The 17,218-nt window shown below is 65.9% G+C and carries 16 protein-coding genes; 13 read left to right on the top strand and 3 right to left on the bottom strand.

Annotation, left to right across the window (positions count from 1 at the left end; all coding sequences use genetic code 11):
- Positions 1-345: 345 nt before the first annotated feature.
- Positions 346-696 (bottom strand): hypothetical protein, encoded by a 351-nt coding sequence (locus BG61_RS26435; RefSeq protein WP_174479743.1) that lies wholly within the window; start codon positions 694-696, stop codon positions 346-348.
- Between the two features lie 319 nt (positions 697-1,015).
- Here BG61_RS26435 and BG61_RS26430 point away from each other — a divergent pair, with 319 nt between their 5' ends.
- Positions 1,016-1,792 (top strand): phytanoyl-CoA dioxygenase family protein, encoded by a 777-nt coding sequence (locus BG61_RS26430; RefSeq protein WP_035936622.1) that lies wholly within the window; start codon positions 1,016-1,018, stop codon positions 1,790-1,792.
- Positions 1,793-1,802: 10 nt separating this feature from the next.
- On the opposite strand, the gene BG61_RS26425 is transcribed toward BG61_RS26430, so the two are convergent.
- A complete protein-coding gene (locus tag BG61_RS26425; RefSeq protein ID WP_035936618.1) occupies positions 1,803-2,006 on the bottom strand; it encodes a DUF3185 family protein in 204 nt (67 codons plus the stop codon).
- A 35-nt stretch (positions 2,007-2,041) separates the two neighbouring features.
- Positions 2,042-2,857 carry a mechanosensitive ion channel family protein gene (locus BG61_RS26420; protein WP_035936616.1) on the bottom strand — a complete coding sequence of 272 codons (816 nt, stop codon included), beginning with the start codon at positions 2,855-2,857 and terminating at the stop codon, positions 2,042-2,044.
- A 192-nt stretch (positions 2,858-3,049) separates the two neighbouring features.
- On the opposite strand from BG61_RS26420, the gene mgrA reads away from it, so the two are divergent.
- The 12 genes from mgrA (at position 3,050) to BG61_RS26360 (ending at position 17,000) form a co-directional block, all read left to right on the top strand.
- Positions 3,050-4,093, top strand: a complete 1,044-nt coding sequence (gene mgrA, locus BG61_RS26415; RefSeq protein WP_035936614.1) for an L-glyceraldehyde 3-phosphate reductase — start codon at positions 3,050-3,052, stop codon at positions 4,091-4,093.
- Between the two features lie 471 nt (positions 4,094-4,564).
- Positions 4,565-5,335, top strand: a complete 771-nt coding sequence (locus BG61_RS26410) for a ferredoxin--NADP reductase (protein WP_035936612.1) — start codon at positions 4,565-4,567, stop codon at positions 5,333-5,335.
- Positions 5,336-5,705: 370 nt separating this feature from the next.
- On the top strand, positions 5,706-6,626 hold the full coding sequence (locus BG61_RS26405; RefSeq protein ID WP_035936610.1) for a sensor histidine kinase: 921 nt from the start codon (positions 5,706-5,708) through the stop codon (positions 6,624-6,626).
- A gap of 10 nt (positions 6,627-6,636) precedes the next feature.
- A complete protein-coding gene (gene rqpR / locus BG61_RS26400) occupies positions 6,637-7,293 on the top strand; it encodes a response regulator transcription factor RqpR (protein ID WP_035936609.1) in 657 nt (218 codons plus the stop codon).
- 270 nt (positions 7,294-7,563) lie between these two features.
- Positions 7,564-8,961, top strand: a complete 1,398-nt coding sequence (locus BG61_RS26395) for a branched-chain amino acid transporter BcaP (protein ID WP_035936606.1) — start codon at positions 7,564-7,566, stop codon at positions 8,959-8,961.
- 348 nt (positions 8,962-9,309) lie between these two features.
- Positions 9,310-9,786, top strand: coding sequence for a (2Fe-2S)-binding protein (locus tag BG61_RS26390; protein WP_035936603.1), 477 nt, complete (start codon positions 9,310-9,312; stop codon positions 9,784-9,786).
- A 275-nt stretch (positions 9,787-10,061) separates the two neighbouring features.
- Positions 10,062-12,461 (top strand): xanthine dehydrogenase family protein molybdopterin-binding subunit, encoded by a 2,400-nt coding sequence (locus BG61_RS26385; protein ID WP_035936600.1) that lies wholly within the window; start codon positions 10,062-10,064, stop codon positions 12,459-12,461.
- A 10-nt stretch (positions 12,462-12,471) separates the two neighbouring features.
- Entirely contained in the window at positions 12,472-13,272 is an 801-nt protein-coding gene (locus BG61_RS26380) for an FAD binding domain-containing protein (protein WP_035936596.1), read from the top strand.
- 85 nt (positions 13,273-13,357) lie between these two features.
- A complete protein-coding gene (locus BG61_RS26375; protein WP_035936594.1) occupies positions 13,358-14,245 on the top strand; it encodes an AAA family ATPase in 888 nt (295 codons plus the stop codon).
- Positions 14,246-14,251: 6 nt separating this feature from the next.
- Complete coding sequence (locus BG61_RS26370) at positions 14,252-15,448, top strand: vWA domain-containing protein (protein WP_035936591.1); 1,197 nt, start codon at positions 14,252-14,254, stop codon at positions 15,446-15,448.
- Positions 15,439-16,005 (top strand): SRPBCC family protein, encoded by a 567-nt coding sequence (locus BG61_RS26365; RefSeq protein ID WP_035936588.1) that lies wholly within the window; start codon positions 15,439-15,441, stop codon positions 16,003-16,005. Before BG61_RS26370 ends, BG61_RS26365 begins: the two co-directional genes overlap by 10 nt.
- Entirely contained in the window at positions 15,978-17,000 is a 1,023-nt protein-coding gene (locus BG61_RS26360; protein WP_035936585.1) for an XdhC family protein, read from the top strand. The genes BG61_RS26365 and BG61_RS26360 overlap by 28 nt, the downstream gene beginning before the upstream one ends.
- Positions 17,001-17,218 lie beyond the last annotated feature (218 nt).

The following is a 17,218-nucleotide window of genomic DNA, read 5'->3' as shown; positions in this document are numbered from 1 at the left end:
CCAACTTTGAGGGGTCAGTTCATTGCGTCATCCGGGATTTTTTTCGTTTGCAGGGAGTGCGCAGGCGGCGCGCTGCCGCGGCGTCGTGGTGCATCTCTTGCGCTCGTCGCGGATGCCTCGACTGGGCACCTGGGCAGGCTTCAATGACGCTCGAATGGCAAGCGCGCACCGAAAGCGGCGCGGCGGACGCTGTGGCGTTCAGCCGCGCTTTCGTGGCGAATCACGATCTGGTCGAGCGTTTCCGGCGCAGTGCGTCGCTCTGTGAACCCGACGACGCCACGCTTCACGGCGGCGGCGAGCGGGGCTACACCGACTATCCGGCGCTCGCCGGACGAAGGTCGCGCGTCAGCGCGCCGCGAAGGCGAACCAGCCGGCGCTGGCCGTCGAAAGGCGTCGTGGACGGCGGCTCGTCAGCACGGCCGGCTTCACCTTCGGAACCGGCGCGCGCAGTTGCACGGGCCGGCGCAGCAGCGTTTTGAGCGACATGCGGCGCGTGGCCGCACGCACGCGCAGCGTGGAAAAGAAACCGCGAAACCACGAACGGATGCCATCTACGGGATACACGTGCTTCAGTTGCTCCGCGAGGGCCTGCGTGCGCGCCGAGTGATGGCGCAGCGCGCGAACGACACCGCGTCGCGCCGGACGCGCGGCCCGGACGGCGACGCAGGTGATGCTGGAGGCGAATCGGTTGGTCATGGCTCAGTGTTGGGTCGGTTGCAGTGCATGCAAGCTCGACGATAGTCGTCTCAAAAAAAGCGCTCAACGTTCGAGGGAATAGTTGCTTCGAAGTTGCACCGAATTGACGCACGAAGCCTACAAGACATTTGTTACTGAGGTAAGTCCGCGTTTTCCCTGCGAATGTATGAGGCGAGCACTTAAAAGGGTTTGATGTCCGAAATGACAGGCTTTCGAGCGGCTGCGGGCGAGGGGGATTTACAATCGATGTAGTCGCCCTAATTTGCGGCGCGCGTTTCGCCAATGTCGCGCTTCGCGAATGCGCTTACTGTGAGTTGAAATGTCTGATCAATCGTCGCTCAAATCCAAGAAAGAACAGGTCCACGCGCTGCGTGAAACGGGGTACGTGGTGGTGCAGGGACTCGTGCCGCCCGAGCGCTGCGAGGCGATGCGCGCAGTCGCGCGAAGGCAGTTGCTGGAGGCGGCTGCGCCAGTCGAGTTCGAAGCCGATCTGAAATATCCGGGCGCGCCGGATTCGAAGGACGCGCCCGGCGGCCATACCGTGCGCCGCCTGCTCGACGCGTATGCCCGCGATCCGCTTTTCAGCGAATGGGCCACGTCGCCGGAAGTGCGCGGCTGGATGGAGCTTTACTTCGGAGAGGCGCCGTATCTGTCGCGTGCCCATCACAACTGCGTGATGACCAAGCACCCGGCCTACGGCAGCCTGACGGGCTGGCATCGCGACGTGCGCTACTGGGCGTTCGAGCGCGACGATCTCGTTTCCGCGTGGGTCGCGCTCGGCTCGGAGACCGTGGAAAACGGCGGCCTGTGGTTCGTGCCGATGTCGCACAAGCTGCCTTTCACATCCGAGCGCTTCGACGACGCCAAGTTTTTCCGCTCCGACCTGCCCGAAAACGCGGCGCTCATCCGCACGGCCGTCTCGCCCGAACTGAAAGCCGGCGACGTGGTGTTCTTCCACTGCAACACGGTGCACTCGGCGGGCAAGAATCTCACCGATCAGGTGAAGTTCTCGCTCGTCTACACCTATCGCGGGGCGAGCAATGCCGCGCTGCCGGGCACGCGCTCGGCGTCGAAGGCGGAAGTGGCGCTGGTCTGAGCGGCGGCGCTCAGCGCCTCCCCGGCAGCGCAAGCCCGATCAGTCCGGCGAGCGTGGCGATCACGCCGCCGGCGATCAGCCAGATCGTCTTGTTGGTCGGCGAGCCGGTGAAAAAGCGCGAAACGTCGTTGCTCAGCGAATGAAACGACGTGCCGCCGAAATAAAGCAGCACGATGCCGCCGACCAGCAGCGCGAGGGAAATCGCCTTCGTCATGGATCCTCTTCAGGAGTTCTGGGCGCGCAAGCTTACTAGGCGCTCACCGGCTCGTCCACACTGGGCGCGGGTTCCGGCTTCGTCAGCGGCTGGATCTGACGCAGCAGGTCCGCCTGCACGTTCGCGTGATCACCCGTGCGCGTCCATGCCCCGACATTGATCTTCACACCGGTATCGGTGTAATCGGTCACGGCGATCCACGGCCTGGCGGGCTGGTCGACGATCCGCGAATCGCTTTCCACCATCGTTTTCAGCGACGCGAGCACATGCTCGACGCTCTGCTGGTGCGGAACATGAAAGTTCACCACCACGCGGCGGCGTTCGTTCGCGCTGTAGTTGGTCACCGGGTTCGCCCATATCGTGCTGTTCGGCACGAACATGACGATGCCGTCCGCCTTCGTGAGGCGCGTGGTGAAGAGCCCGATTTCGTTCACGGTGCCAGCCGTCGTGCCGATGCCCTCGATGTAGTCGCCCACGCGAAACGGCCGCAGAAGCAGCAGCATCAGCCCCGCGGCGATGTTCTGGAGCGTGCCCTGGAGCGCAAGACCGATCGCGAGGCCAGCCGCGCCAAGCACGGTCAGGATGCTCGCCGCCGCGATGCCGAACTTGCCGAGCGCGGCCACGATCGCGATGACGCGGATCGCCCAGAGCGCGAGGCTCGCGAGGACGGGCGTGAGCGTCGTGTCGGCGTTCGTGCGGCCGAGCGCGCGCCTGAGCGCATTCGCGACGCGGTTGGAGATCCACCAGCCGACGATGACGATCAGGATCGCCATGCAGACATCGAAGCCGTATTTGATGCCGGCGGCAAGTAGTGCGTCGTAAGCGGGGTGTAATTTTTCGATCAGATCCATCCGGGAAGCTCCTTGCTAAGAATTTGCTTTTGGCTTTCGTCAGGCGTGATCGTTCCCGCGATCGTCCATTTGGCCATCTCGAATAGCGGGACAAGCGTCCGGGAACCTGCGCCGCATGGCGCGATTGGCTAACATGTCAGGTTTGGCGCCGCCGCCACTCAACCGTTTCATCCCGATCGAGGAAAACCCGTCATGGCTTACGAAGCAGCTTCCGAACGCTATTCGCAGATGGAATACCGCACCTGCGGCCGCAGCGGCCTGAAGTTGCCGGCGTTGTCGCTGGGGCTCTGGCACAACTTCGGCGATACCACGCCCCTCTCCACGCAGCGCGACATCCTGCGCACCGCGTTCGATCTCGGCATCACGCACTTCGATCTGGCGAACAACTACGGCCCGCCGTACGGCAGTGCGGAAACCAATTTCGGGCGCCTGTTCAAGGACGATTTCAAGCCCTACCGCGACGAGCTGCTGATTTCGTCGAAGGCGGGCTGGGACATGTGGCCCGGGCCGTACGGCCAGGGCGGCGGCTCGCGCAAGTACGTGCTCGCGAGCCTCGATCAGAGCCTGAAGCGCATGGGCCTCGACTACGTCGATATCTTCTACTCGCACCGGTTCGACGCCGACACGCCGCTTGAGGAGACGGCCGGGGCGCTCGCCACCGCCGTGCACTCGGGCAAGGCGCTGTATGTCGGGATCTCGTCGTATTCCGCGGCCAAGACGCGCGAAATGGCGAAGCTGCTGGCCGGGCACAAGGTGCCGCTTCTGATTCACCAGCCGTCGTACAACATGCTGAACCGGTGGATCGAGAGCGAACTGCTCGATACGCTCGACGACATCGGCGCGGGCAGCATCGCGTTCACGCCGCTCGCGCAGGGGCTTCTCACCAGCAAGTACCTGAACGGCGTTCCCCAGGACGCGCGGATCAACAAGCCCGGCGGTGGGTCGCTGAAGGAAGCGCACCTGAGCGCGGCGAACATCGAGCATGTCAGGAAGCTCAATGAACTCGCCGGGCGCCGCGGCCAGAGCCTCGCGCAGATGGCGCTCGCGTGGGCGCTGCGCGGCGGGCGCGTGACGTCGGTGCTGATCGGCGCGAGCCGGGCGGAGCAGGTCGTGGAGAACGTCGGCGCGCTGAAGAACCTGGCCTTTTCCAGCGAGGAACTCGCGGAAATCGACCAGCACGCGAAGGAAGGCGGCGTGGATCTTTGGGAAAAGCCGTCGACGGACCAGCGCGTCTGAGCGCGCACGGCGCGCCTTTCGAGCGCGACGACGGACGCTGTGGCCGTCCGTCGCGCGCAGGCGCTAGCCTGACGCCAGCAGGGACATTGGGCGCTTAAGCGCGCCCCAGTTGCTATCATGCGGGCTCGACGGATTTTTACCGGTTATGGCCGCGCCCGGCGTGCCGAAAACCCGGGCCGTCGCCTTCGGGAAACGCACTTTCTGCGACCCGCCATGCCGCTCACGAAGCGGTTGCGCCCACTTGCCGCAATCGGCATTTGGCGGCGGCGCAACGCCGGAATGACTGTCGCGTTAAAATAGCGGATTCGCCGGGCTGCGCCTTTTCTCGCGAAAAGCGCCGAACCTGCACCGAGCTTGTGTCGAAGTTGCGCGGCCAGCCCGCTTGCCAGCCTCTTTCGCGCAGCACCTTGTCCTTGTTCGTGCCCGGCCGCGTGCCGCTGGCGCCACCGTTTTCGCACTATCCAAGAAGCCATGAGCAACCTTAATCCTCAAACCGTTCTGAGCGTCCATCACTGGACCGATACGCTTTTCAGCTTCACCTGCACGCGTGACTCAGCGTTCCGTTTCGAAAACGGCCAGTTCACGATGGTGGGCCTCGAAGTCGACGGCAAGCCGCTCCTGCGCGCCTACAGCCTCGCGAGCGCGAACTACGAAGAACATCTCGAATTCCTGAGCATCAAGGTGCAGGACGGCCCGCTCACGTCGCGTCTTCAGCATCTGAAGGTGGGCGATCCGGTGCTGATCGGCAAGAAGCCGACCGGCACGCTCGTCGCCGACAACCTGCTGCCCGGCAAGACGCTGTGGCTGCTGTCCACGGGCACGGGGCTCGCGCCGTTCATGTCGATCATCAAGGACCCGGACGTGTACGACCGCTTCGACAAGATCGTGCTCACGCACACCTGCCGTTTCGTCGACGAACTCGCGTACAAGGATTTCATCACCGAGCACCTGCCGGCCCACGAACACCTGGGCGAGCTGATCCAGGAAAAGCTCGTGTACTACCCGACCGTCACGCGCGAGGAATTCGCGAATCGCGGCCGCATCACCGATCTGATCGAAACCAAGAAGCTGTTCTCGGATCTCGACGTGGCTCCGTTCTCGGTGGAAAACGACCGCGTGATGCTCTGCGGCAGCCCGCACATGCTGCGCGACACGCGCGAACTGCTCGACCAGATGGGCTTCCAGGAAGGCAGCAACAACCATCCGGGCCACTACGTGGTGGAGAAGGCTTTCGTCGGCTGACCCGTCGGCACACACGCTTTCCAAAAATCCGGAGCCTCGTGCTCCGGTTTTTTTTCGCCCGCTTTTCACGTTCCTATCCGGACGGGGCGATCTGAAAGTTACAAGTGTTGCCGCCCGTTACGCGGCCTGTAGGCGTTTTTCCGACAAGCGTAGGTGTCGCTAACTTGCGAAACGGCATGAAGTTCGCTGTTCGAATCCTTACGGGACATAGACTTATAATATTTTTGAGATATGATCCGCAACATTGGAACGAGCGCCAGCCTTGGCGCGACGGGACGTTCTTGCTGTTACAGAGTGTAAATTTGGTTACGTCGCGGTGTCGGACTGGCGCGAACGTAGCTGACTGCGCTCCCTGCGAGGAAAAGTTGAAATGAAGACGTCGACTGCTTCTGTACTGGATCAGAGCCAGCCACGCCATGCGACCTTTTGCGACGTTCAGTCGCCGGCGCTCGCGCCTGGCGAGGCGGCCGGCACGTACGCCGCGCACGATGCCGCCGCTTGCCCGGCTTCGGCGCTGTCCGCGCTGATGGACGCCAAGCTGGCCGCGGATCGCGAAATCCAGCGTCTCTCGGCACGCGTGCATCAGCTTTCCACCCAGCTCGCGGCCACCGACGAGCGCGTGCGCCGCATGCTCGCGCAGGAACTGCACGACGCCGCCGGCGCCGCGCTGACCGCCGCGCGCTTCGCGCTGGCGCGCCTCGAAACGTGGCTGCCCGCCGACGCTCCGGCGCCGTGCACCGAAGCGCTCGGCATCGCGAAGCAGTCGCTCGATGCGGTGTGCGAGGCGAATCAGCAGGCCGTCGCGGGCCTGAGCGCGCCGCAGCTGGACGGCGGCATCGCCCGCGCGCTCGCCGACTGGGCCGAACGCTTCGCGGCGAGCACGTCGCTCGACGTGACGTTCACCTGCGCACCCGACGCACGGCTCGCGCGCCTTGGCGAACCCGTTGCGCTCGCGATCTTCCGCGTCGCGCAGGAAGCGCTCAGCAACGTCGCCCGGCACGCCCGCGCGAGCGTGGCGCGCGTGCATATCGAGGTGAACGCGGAGGGGGATGCGCGCTTCGTCACGCTGTTCGTCGAAGACGACGGCTGCGGCATGACGGCCGCCGCGCGCCGCAAGCCCGGGCGCCTGGGTTTGAGCGGCATGCGCTCGCGCTGCGAGGCGCTGGGCGGCAGCCTGCGCATCACCGCCTCCGCGACGGGCGGCACCGCCGTGCGTGCCCGCTTTCCGCTGACGGCTTCGCACGCCGCCGTGTCGCCGATCCGGCCCGCGCGCTTTGCGCTCAACTCGTGAGGGCTGCGTCTTGACACTCAGGGTCCTGCTTGCCGACGACCACGCGATCGTGCGCCGCGGCGTCTCGCAACTGCTGATCGAGCGCGGCATCGCCTCGCATGTGTTCGAGGCCGAAACCGGCGCCCAGGCGCTCAGTTACGCGGTGCAGCGCCCCGTCGACGTGGCGCTCCTCGACATTTCGCTGCCCGACATCAACGGTGTCGACGTGCTCAAGCGCATGAAGCGCCAGGCGCCGCGCCTGCCGGTGCTGATGTTCTCGATGTACCGCGAGGATCAGTACGCGGTGCGCGCGCTCAAGGCGGGCGCGGCGGGCTATCTCTCGAAAACCGCCGACCCCGCGCTGATGATCAACGCGATCCAGCAGGTCGCGGCGGGCCGCAAGTACGTGAGCCCCGCGATGGCCGAGGCGCTCGCGGCCTACGTGTCGCTGGATTCGGAGCAGTTGCCGCACGAGAAGCTCTCGGACCGCGAATTCCAGACGCTCTGCATGCTCGCGTCGGGCAAGCGGCTGACGGACATTGCCCACGCGCTGTCGCTCTCGGTGAAAACGGTGAGCGTCTACCGCTCGCGCCTGCTCGACAAGATGAAGCTCTCGAACAACGCGGAACTGACCTTCTATGTGATGAGCAACCGGCTCGTCGACATGAATCCGGCCATGGCGGGCTGAGTCGTTTTGAAGCATTTGCACCATTCGCGTGCATTGGCGCGGAAATTCCTCGTGCGCGCCGCATTCGAGGATTTTTGAGCGAATACGCCGCTGATAGCGCAAATTTCAATCCGAAAAGTGTCAAAGCGCCGAATACTCTTGATGTCCAATCGCCTGAAAGCCACCGGCGAGCTGCCTTCCCTCCGATAAAATCCCGGGTTTTCCACGAAGCCGACGCGTGTTTGCGTCCCTGTTCGTGTCCGGCTTCGCGTCGTCTGGAGGTACCCGTCCATGTCCCTGTTTCGCAAGAAAAGTATCGAGCACCTGCTCGCCGGTGCGCATCGCACGGGCCTGAGAAAGTCGCTCGGTGCGCTCGATCTGACCTTTCTCGGCGTCGGCGCCATCATCGGCACGGGCATTTTCGTGCTGACCGGAACCGGCGCGGTGCAGGCCGGGCCGGCGCTGATGATCGCGTTCATCATCGCGGCCATTGCCTGCTGCTTCGCGGCGCTCGCCTACGCCGAGTTCTCGTCGACGATTCCCGTCGCCGGCTCGATCTACACCTATTCGTATGCGACGCTCGGCGAGCTGGCCGCGTGGATCATCGGCTGGGACCTGATGCTCGAATACGGGCTCGCGACCTCGGCCGTGTCGGTCGGCTGGTCCGGCTACCTCCAGTCGCTGCTGTCGGGCTTCGGCATCTCGCTGCCGATGGCGCTCACCGCCGCGCCCGGCGCCGTGCCCGGCCATTTCACCGTGTTCAACCTGCCCGCGTTTCTCGTGATTATGGCGATCACGGCGCTGCTCTCGGTCGGCGTCAGGGAATCGACGCGCGTCAACAACCTGATGGTCGCGATCAAGGTGACCGTGGTGCTGCTCGTGATCGTGGTCGGCGTGTTCCACGTCACGCCGGCGAACTGGCAGCCGTTCATGCCGAACGGCTGGTCGGGCGTGTTCGGCGCGGCGGCCGTGATGTTCTTTGCGTTCATCGGCTTCGACTCGGTGTCGTCGGCGGCGGAGGAGGTGAAGGATCCGAAGCGCGACCTGCCGATCGGGATCATCTCGTCGCTCGCGGTGTGCGCCGTGCTGTACGTGGCGGTGGCCGCCGTCGTGACGGGGATCGTGCCGTCGCCGCAATTCGCCAACGTCTCGCATCCGGTTTCGTACGCGCTGCAGGTGGTCGGGCAGAACTGGGTGGCGGGCTTCATCGACCTCGGCGCGGTGCTCGGCATGCTCACCGTGATTCTCGTGATGAGCTACGGCCAGACGCGCGTGATCTACGCGATGTCGCGCGACGGCCTGTTGCCCGCGCGGCTCTCGAAGGTGCACCCGCGTTTCGCGACGCCCTTTTTCACGACCTGGCTCGTCGGCATCTGCTTCGGGCTGATCGGCGCGCTGGTGCCGCTCAACGTGCTCGCGGAGCTGATCAACATCGGCACGCTGGCGGCGTTCTGCATGGTGTCGATTGCCGTGCTGGTCCTGCGCCGCACGCACCCGGCGCTGCCGCGCGCGTTCCGCTGCCCGGGCGTGCCGCTCGTCCCGGTTCTGGCGGTTGCGTCGTGCCTGTTCCTGATGATCAATCTTCAGGCGACGACGTGGATTGCGTTCGTCGTGTGGCTCGTCATCGGGCTCGTGATCTATTTCGGCTACTCGCGCGGCAACTCGAAGCTGGGTCGCGGTATCCACTGACGGCGCCCGCCTGCGCCTTGCCACGCAAAACGCGCCGCCCGGAAGGGCGGCGCGTTTTGCTTTGGAGCACCCGGCCACGAGAGCGCGCCTGCAACATCCGCCCATGCTGCGAAGCAGCGCACGAACCCGCGCACGAACCCGCAAGCCGGCAGCGCTGCGGAACATGTCGCGCAGCGCCACGCATGCGCCGTTGGCCCGATAGCGACTGCCGCCGATTTGTGTTTTACTCGTTGCTAGAACAAATAACACGAATTCCCAGCCAGACGCTCACAGCAGCAAGGCAGGTTCAGGACGTGTAGACCGTGAGTGTGCTTTGGGCTGGTCCATCCCCCCAAGGAGACAGAAGAAATGGCGCTCAGCATCAGCCTGACGGTCAACGGCAAACCCGTGACCGCCGACGTCGAACCTCACATCCTGCTGGTCCAGTTTCTGCGCGATCAACTCAGGCTCACCGGCACGCACATCGGCTGCGACACCGCGCAGTGCGGCGCGTGCACCGTCCATCTGGACGGCCGCGCGATCAAGGCGTGCAACATCCTCGCCGCGCAGGCGGACGGCGCGCAGGTGACGACCATCGAAGGGCTCTCGAAGGACGGGCACCTTCACCCGATGCAGGCCGCGTTCAAGGATTGCCACGGCCTGCAATGCGGCTTCTGCACGCCGGGCATGGTGATGAGCGCGACGGCGCTCGCATCGCAGGAATCCGATCTTACCGAGGCCGAGGTCCGCGAGCAGCTCGACGGCAATCTTTGCCGCTGCACGGGCTATCACAACATCGTGAAGGCGGTCCTGCAGGGGGCACAGGCCATGAAGGCGGGCGGGTGACACGCACCCCGCAGCCACGCCTCGTTGAAGACCATCCCTTTTCGATGAATTGGGCCTGACTTTGCTCTGCATGGGATCAGGGTTCGGCGCTAAAGCACCTGCTCTGAGCGACCGCTTTGCATGGGATCAGGGTTCGGCGCTGAAGCACCTGCTCTGATCGACCGCTTTGCATGGGATCAGGGTTCGGCGCTGAAGCACCTGCTCTGATCGACCGCTTTGCATGGGATCAGAGTACGGCGCTGAAGCGCCTACTCTGATCGACAACGGAGACCGCGATGAATGCACCCGAACAACCGCACATGATTGGCGCCGGCGTCAAACGCAAGGAAGACTTCCGCTTCCTGACGGGCGCAGGCCAGTACACCGACGACGTCGTCTTTCCCCAGCAGAGCTACGGCGTGTTCCTGCGCTCGCCGCACGCGCACGCGAAGATACGCAGCATCGATACGGCCGCGGCGAAGCAGTCGCCCGGCGTGATCGCGATCTTTACCGGCGCGGATCTCGCGGCAGACAACGTCGGCGGCTTGCCGTGCGGCTGGCTGATCCACAGCACCGACGGCAAGCCGATGAACGAGCCGCCGCATCCCGTGATCGCGCACGACAAGGTGCGCCATGTCGGCGACCAGGTCGCGCTCGTGATCGCCGAGTCGGTGAAGGAGGCGAAGGACGCGGTCGAACTGATCGACGTGGACTACGACGTGCTGCCGGCCGCGGTCGATACGGCGAGCGCGTCGAACCCGGACCAGCCGCTCGTGCACGACGGCGTGGCGGACAACGTCTGCTACAACTGGGGCCACGGCGACAAGGCGCGAACCGACGCCGCCTTCGCGCAGGCCGCGCACGTAACGACGCTCGACATCGTGAACCAGCGCCTGATTCCGAACGCGATCGAGCCGCGCGCGGTCAATGCGAGCTATTCGAAATACGACGACAGCTACACCGTCTACGTGGCGAACCAGAATCCGCACGTCGAGCGCCTCCTGATGGCGGCCTTCGTGCTCTCGCTGCCGGAGACGAAGCTGCGGATTATCGCGCCGGATGTCGGCGGCGGCTTCGGCTCCAAGATCTTCCTGTATGCGGAGGACGTGGCGCTCACGTGGGCGTCGAAGAAGACTGGGCGGCCGATCAAGTGGACGGCCGAGCGTTCCGAGGCGTTCCTGACCGATGCGCACGGCCGCGATCATGTGACGAAAGCCGAGCTCGCGCTCGACAGCACCGGCAAGTTCCTCGCGATGCGCGTGCACACCACTGCGAACATGGGCGCCTATCTGTCGACGTTCGCGTCCTCCGTGCCGACCATCCTTTACGCGACGCTGCTGGCCGGCCAGTATGCGACGCCCGCGATCTACGCCGAGGTGAAGGCCGTGTTCACGAACACGGTTCCCGTCGATGCGTATCGCGGAGCGGGCCGTCCGGAGGCGACGTACGTGGTCGAGCGGCTCGTGGAAACGGCGGCGCGCGAGATGAACATCGATCCGGCGGAAATCCGCCGCCGCAATTTCATCCGCGAGTTTCCGTACGCGACCCCGGTCGGCCTCACCTACGACACCGGCGACTACGACAGCATCCTGAACCGCGCGCTCGAGATCGCCGACGTGAAGGGCTTCGCCGCCCGGCGCGACGAAGCGAAGAAGAGCGGCAAGCTGCGCGGCCTCGGCTATTCCTGCTACATCGAGGCGTGCGGGCTCGCGCCGTCGAACATTGCGGGCGCGCTCGGCGCGCGGGCCGGCCTTTTCGAAGCGGGTGAAGTGCGCGTGCATCCGACCGGCTCGGTGACCGTGTTCACCGGGTCGCACAGCCACGGCCAGGGGCACGAAACGACCTTCGCGCAGGTGGTTGCGGACCGGCTCGGCGTGTCGATGGACAACGTCGAGATCATCCACGGCGACACCGGGCGCATTCCGTTCGGCATGGGCACGTACGGCTCGCGCTCGATCGCGGTGGGCGGCTCGGCGCTCATGAAGGCACTCGACAAGATCGAGGCCAAGGCCAAGAAGATCGCGGCGCACCTGCTGGAGGCGTCGGCGGAGGACATCGAGTTCAAGGACGGCATCTTCCGCGTGGCCGGCACGGACCGCACGAAGACGTTCGCGGACGTGTCGCTCGCGGCCTACGTCCCGCACAACTTTCCGCTGGAGACGCTCGAGCCCGGCCTCAACGAAAACGCGTTCTACGACCCGACCAACTTCACGTATCCGTCGGGTGCGTATATTTGCGAAGTCGAGGTCGATCCGGACACGGGCGAAACGCGCATCCAGAAGTTCACCGCCGTCGACGACTTCGGCAACGTGATCAACCCGATGATCGTCGAAGGCCAGGTGCATGGCGGGCTCGGGCAGGGCATCGGGCAGGCGATGCTCGAGCGCTGCGTGTACGACAACGAAAGCGGGCAGCTGCTGTCCGGCTCGTTCATGGACTACGCGATGCCGCACGCCATCGACCTGCCGAACTTCACGGTCGAAACGGCGAAGGGCACGCCGTGCACGCACAATCCGCTCGGCGTGAAGGGGTGCGGCGAGGCGGGCGCGATCGGCTCGCCGCCTGCCGTGATCAACGCGATTCTGGACGCGCTCGCGCCGCTCGGCGTGAAGGACCTGCAGATGCCCGCGACGCCGCATCGCGTGTGGGCGGCGATGCACGCCGCTTCCGCTTCCGCCGCTGCCACTCAAGCCTGAGGAGACCGACATGTACACCTTCGACTACCAGCGGCCGGGCCAGGCCGACGCAGCGGTCGCCGTGCTCACCGCCAACGGCGACGCGAAGTACCTCGCGGGCGGCCAGAGCCTCCTGCCGACGATGCGCCTGCGGCTCGCGCAGCCTTCGGCGCTCGTCGACGTGACGCGCATCGCGTCGATGAAGGACATCACCGTGAGTGGCGGCACCGTGACGATCGGCGCCGCCGTATGCCACGCGCGGGTCGCGTCGAGCGCCGACGTGAAGAAGGCGCTGCCCGGACTCGCGGATCTGGCGGGGCGCATCGGCGACCGGCAGGTCAGGGAGCGCGGGACGATCGGCGGCTCGCTTGCCAACGACGATCCCGCCGCGTGCTATCCGGCCGCCGTGCTCGCGCTGAACGCGACGGTGGTGACCGACCGCCGCCGCATCGCCGCCGACGACTTCTTCCTCGGCATGTACGAGACAGCGCTGCAACCTGACGAACTGATCACCGCGGTCGAATTCCCGCTCGCAGAGCGCGCCGGCTATGAGAAGTTTCGCAACCCGGCGTCGCACTTCGCGCTGGTCGGCGTGTTCGTCGCGAAGGGGGTGACGGGCGTGCGCGTCGCCGTGACGGGCGCGGCGGCGTCGGTATTTCGTCCGACGGAACTGGAGGCGGCGCTGTCGAAGGACTTCTCCGTCGCGGCGGCGCGTGGTGTGAAGATCTCGCCCGACACGCTCAACGAGGACATGCACGCGAGCGCCGAGTATCGCGCGCATCTGATCCCGGTCCTCGCGGGGCGCGCGATCGAGCGCGCCAACGCGTTCTGAGGACGCGCGGCGCCCCGGCCAGGGCAGTCGGCAAGGGGCGCCGCGCACGCGTTCGCACATTTCCGCAAGCATTCTCAGGAGCTTCATGGAGCCCGGGTCGATCGACGAAACGCTCGCACGCCTTGCCGCGCAGCAGTATTTCGCCAGCCGCGAACTCGCGACTGCGCTTTTTCTCGCGCTGAAGATGCAGCGGCCGCTTTTTCTCGAGGGCGAGCCGGGTGTCGGCAAGACGGAGCTCGCGAAGGCGGCGGCGGGCCTCCTCGGCACGTCGATGCTGCGGCTGCAATGCTACGAGGGGCTCGATACCGCGAGCGCGCTGTACGAGTGGGACTACCCGCGGCAGATCATGGCGCTGCGGCTTGCCGAAGCGGCGGGCGAACAGCCGTCGAACGATTCGCTGTATCGCAGCGAATTTTTGCTGAAGCGCCCGCTCTTGCAGGCGCTGCTTCCCGATCCGCTGGATGCGGGGGCGCGGCGCGTGTTGCTCATCGACGAAATCGACCGCGCCGACGAGCCGTTCGAAGCGTTCCTGCTCGAATTGCTGTCGGATTTCCAGGTGTCGATTCCCGAATACGGCACCGTGCGCGCCGAGCGTCCGCCGCTCGTCGTGATGACGTCGAACCGCACGCGCGAGGTCCACGACGCGCTCAAGCGGCGCTGTCTTTATAAGTGGATCGGCTATCCGGCGCGCGACGTCGAACTCGCGATCGTCGCCGCGCGCGCGCCCGAAGCGGGCGCGGCGCTGCAGGCGCGGGCCGTCGCGTTCGTGCACCAGTTGCGCACGCTGGACCTCTTCAAGGCGCCGGGCGTCGCGGAAACGATCGACTGGTGCCGCGCGCTCGCCGCACTCAGCGTGAGCGAACTCGACCCGCAGTCCGTGCAGGACACGCTCGGCGTGCTGCTCAAGTATCAGGACGACCTCACGCGCCTCGACGGCGAGACCATCGCGCGGTGCCTTGCCGAGCCGGCGTGACGCACGATGGAACCGTTCGCCCGCAACGTCGTGCATTTCATCCGGCTCCTGCGCGGCGCGGGGCTCGGGATGTCGCCGGCGCAGGCGGTCGATGCGCTCGACGCGCTTCGCTGGATCGATATCGGCCGGCGCGACGACGTGCGCGCGACGCTCGCGTCGTTGCTCGTGCACGCACCGGATGAGCGCGAGACCTTCGACGCCGCCTTCGACCTTTTCTGGCGCGACCCCGACTGGGAGGGCAAGCTGCGCGCGATGCTGCTGCCGAAGGTGACGAGCGGCGTGCCGCCGCCCACGCGCAACAACCGGCTCGCCGACGCGCTGGCGGCGCACAATGCGGCTCGCGCGAAACCGCCCGCGCCCGACCCGGCGCCCGAACAGCTGCACGCGCGCATGACGTTCAGCGCGCAGGAACGGCTGAGCCATCGCGATTTCGACACGCTTACCGCAGACGAATGGCGCACGCTGCGCCATCAGATCCGCTCGCACCGCATGCCGCTCGCGACCGAGCCGACGCGCCGCCTGAAAGCCGCGTCGCACGGCACGCACGCCGACCTTCGGGCGAGCGCGCGCCACGCCGTGCGCTCAGGCGGCGACTGGATGGTGTGGAAATACCGGGCGGTGGTCGAGCGCCGGCCGCCGCTCGTGCTGCTGCTCGACATTTCTGGCTCGATGAGCGCATATTCGCGCGCTGTGCTTTACTTCTGCCATGCGCTGCTGCAATCGCGCGAACGTCTGCAGGTTTTCCTGTTCGGCACCCGGCTTACGAATGCGACGCGCGCGCTGCGCGAACGCGATCCGGACGTCGCGATCGCCGCACTGGCGGAGCAGGTGGTGGACTGGTCGGGCGGAACGCGGATCGGCGCGGCGCTCGCGGAGTTCAACCGGCGCTGGGCGCGGCGCGTGCTCGCGGGCCGCGCGACCGTGCTCCTCGTGACCGACGGCCTGGATCACGAAGCGATCGACGTCCTCGACGCGGAGATGCAACGGCTCGCCCGTTTCGCGCACCGGCTCGTGTGGCTCAATCCGTTGTTGCGTTACCCGGAATTCACGCCGCGCGCCCGGGGCGTGCGCGCGATCCTGCCGCACGTCGATGTGATGCTCGCGGCGCATAACCTCGACAGCCTCGCGGCTGTCGGCCGGGAGCTGGCGTCGCTTGGCGGACGCACCACGCCCGGTAAAACAGGAGACACGCGATGGAACTGACCGACACCCACACGTTGCCGGTGCCGCAGCAGCAGGCATGGGAAGCGCTCAACGACACGGAAATCCTGCGCGCGTGCATTCCGGGCTGCGAGAGCATCGAGGCGGACGGCGAAAATGCCTACGCGGTTGCGATGACGGCGTCGGTCGGGCCAGTGAAGGCGCGCTTCAAGGGGCGCATGAATCTCACCGATGTCGACGCGCCGCATACGTACACGATCGTGTTCGAGGGGCAGGGCGGCGCGGCGGGATTCGGCAAGGGCACGGCGAAGGTGAACCTCGAGCCCGGCGACGACGCCGACTCGACGGTCCTCACCTACAACGCGAACGCGCAGGTCGGCGGGAAGCTGGCGCAGATCGGATCGCGGCTCGTCGATGGCGCCGCGCGCAAGATTGCGGGAGAATTTTTCAAGCGGTTCAGCGCGCAACTGCAGGGGGCGCCTGAAGTACAGGATTCGGAGGCGTCGGTGGACTCGGTGGAATCGGTAGACGAAGACCCGCCCGCCGACGCGGAAAAGAAAGGGAAGAAATCATGGACAGCGTGGATCTCGAAGTCCTGAGGAACAGCGCCCGATGGCTCGAGGACGGACATCGCGTGCTGCTCGTCACGGTGGTGAAGACGTGGGGCTCGTCGCCTCGCCCGGAAGGCGCGATGCTCGCCGTGCGCGACGACGGGCACGTGGCAGGGTCGGTGTCGGGCGGGTGCATCGAGGACGATCTGATCGATCGCGTGCGCCAGCGCGGTATCGAGCAGAGCCGGCCGGAAGCGGTCAAATATGGCATTACCGCCGAGGAGGCGCACCGCTTCGGGCTGCCCTGCGGCGGCACGATTCAGCTCGTGCTCGAGCCGTTGTCGCTGGAAAGCGGGATCGCCGGGCTGTGTGACGCGGTGGAGGCGGGTCAGCTCGTCGCGCGTACGCTCGACATGGCGACGGGCGAGGTGCGCATGGAGCCCGCGCAGGCGACGGACGGCGTCGCGTTCGACGATGCAACGCTGCTCACGATTCACGGGCCGCGCTACCGGATGCTCGTGATCGGCGCGGGGCAGTTGTCGCGGTACCTGTGCAATATCGCGGTGGGGCTGGATTATCAGGTGACCGTGTGCGATCCGCGCGAGGAATACACGGACGAGTGGGACGTGCCCGGGACGACGATCGTGCGCACCATGCCCGATGACACCGTGATGGCGATGAAGCTCGATGAACGGTGCGCGGTGATTGCGCTCACGCACGATCCCAAACTCGATGACCTCGCGCTGATGGAGGCGTTGAAGACGCCGGCGTTCTATGTCGGGGCGCTGGGGTCGCGCAGGAATAACGCGGCGCGCAGGGAGCGGCTGAAGGAGTTCGATCTGTCGGATGTGGAGCTCGCGCGGCTGCATGGGCCGGTGGGGATCTATATCGGAAGCAGGACGCCGCCGGAGATCGCGGTGTCGATTCTCGCGGAGGTGACGGCGGCGAAGAACGGGGTTTCGCTGCCGGAATTGCTCAAGGTCGAAGGGGCGAAGGCCGCGAGGGAGGTGGCGGGGAAGGAGGGGGAGGTTTGTGGGGTTTGATGCACTCGCCCGGCCCCCTGAAAAATGCCCGCGGAAGCGGGTTCGTCGATGCAGGACCTTTGCGCTCAATCATGAGTTCGCGGGGAAGCGCGTCACCCGCTACCGACGATCGATTTCGGCGCGATACGGTACCGTCCTGACGAAACATCCGTAAAAGCCGCCTGCTGCAAATGCGATCGCAATCGCCGCTTTGACTGGCTTCTTCCCTTCATTGCGTG

It is taken from the genome of Caballeronia glathei (assembly GCF_000698595.1).
In the GTDB taxonomy this organism is placed as follows: Bacteria; Pseudomonadota; Gammaproteobacteria; order Burkholderiales; family Burkholderiaceae; genus Caballeronia; species Caballeronia glathei.
The sequence above is the reverse complement of the archived record's forward strand: the minus strand, read 5'-3'. Positions and strand labels throughout refer to the sequence as shown.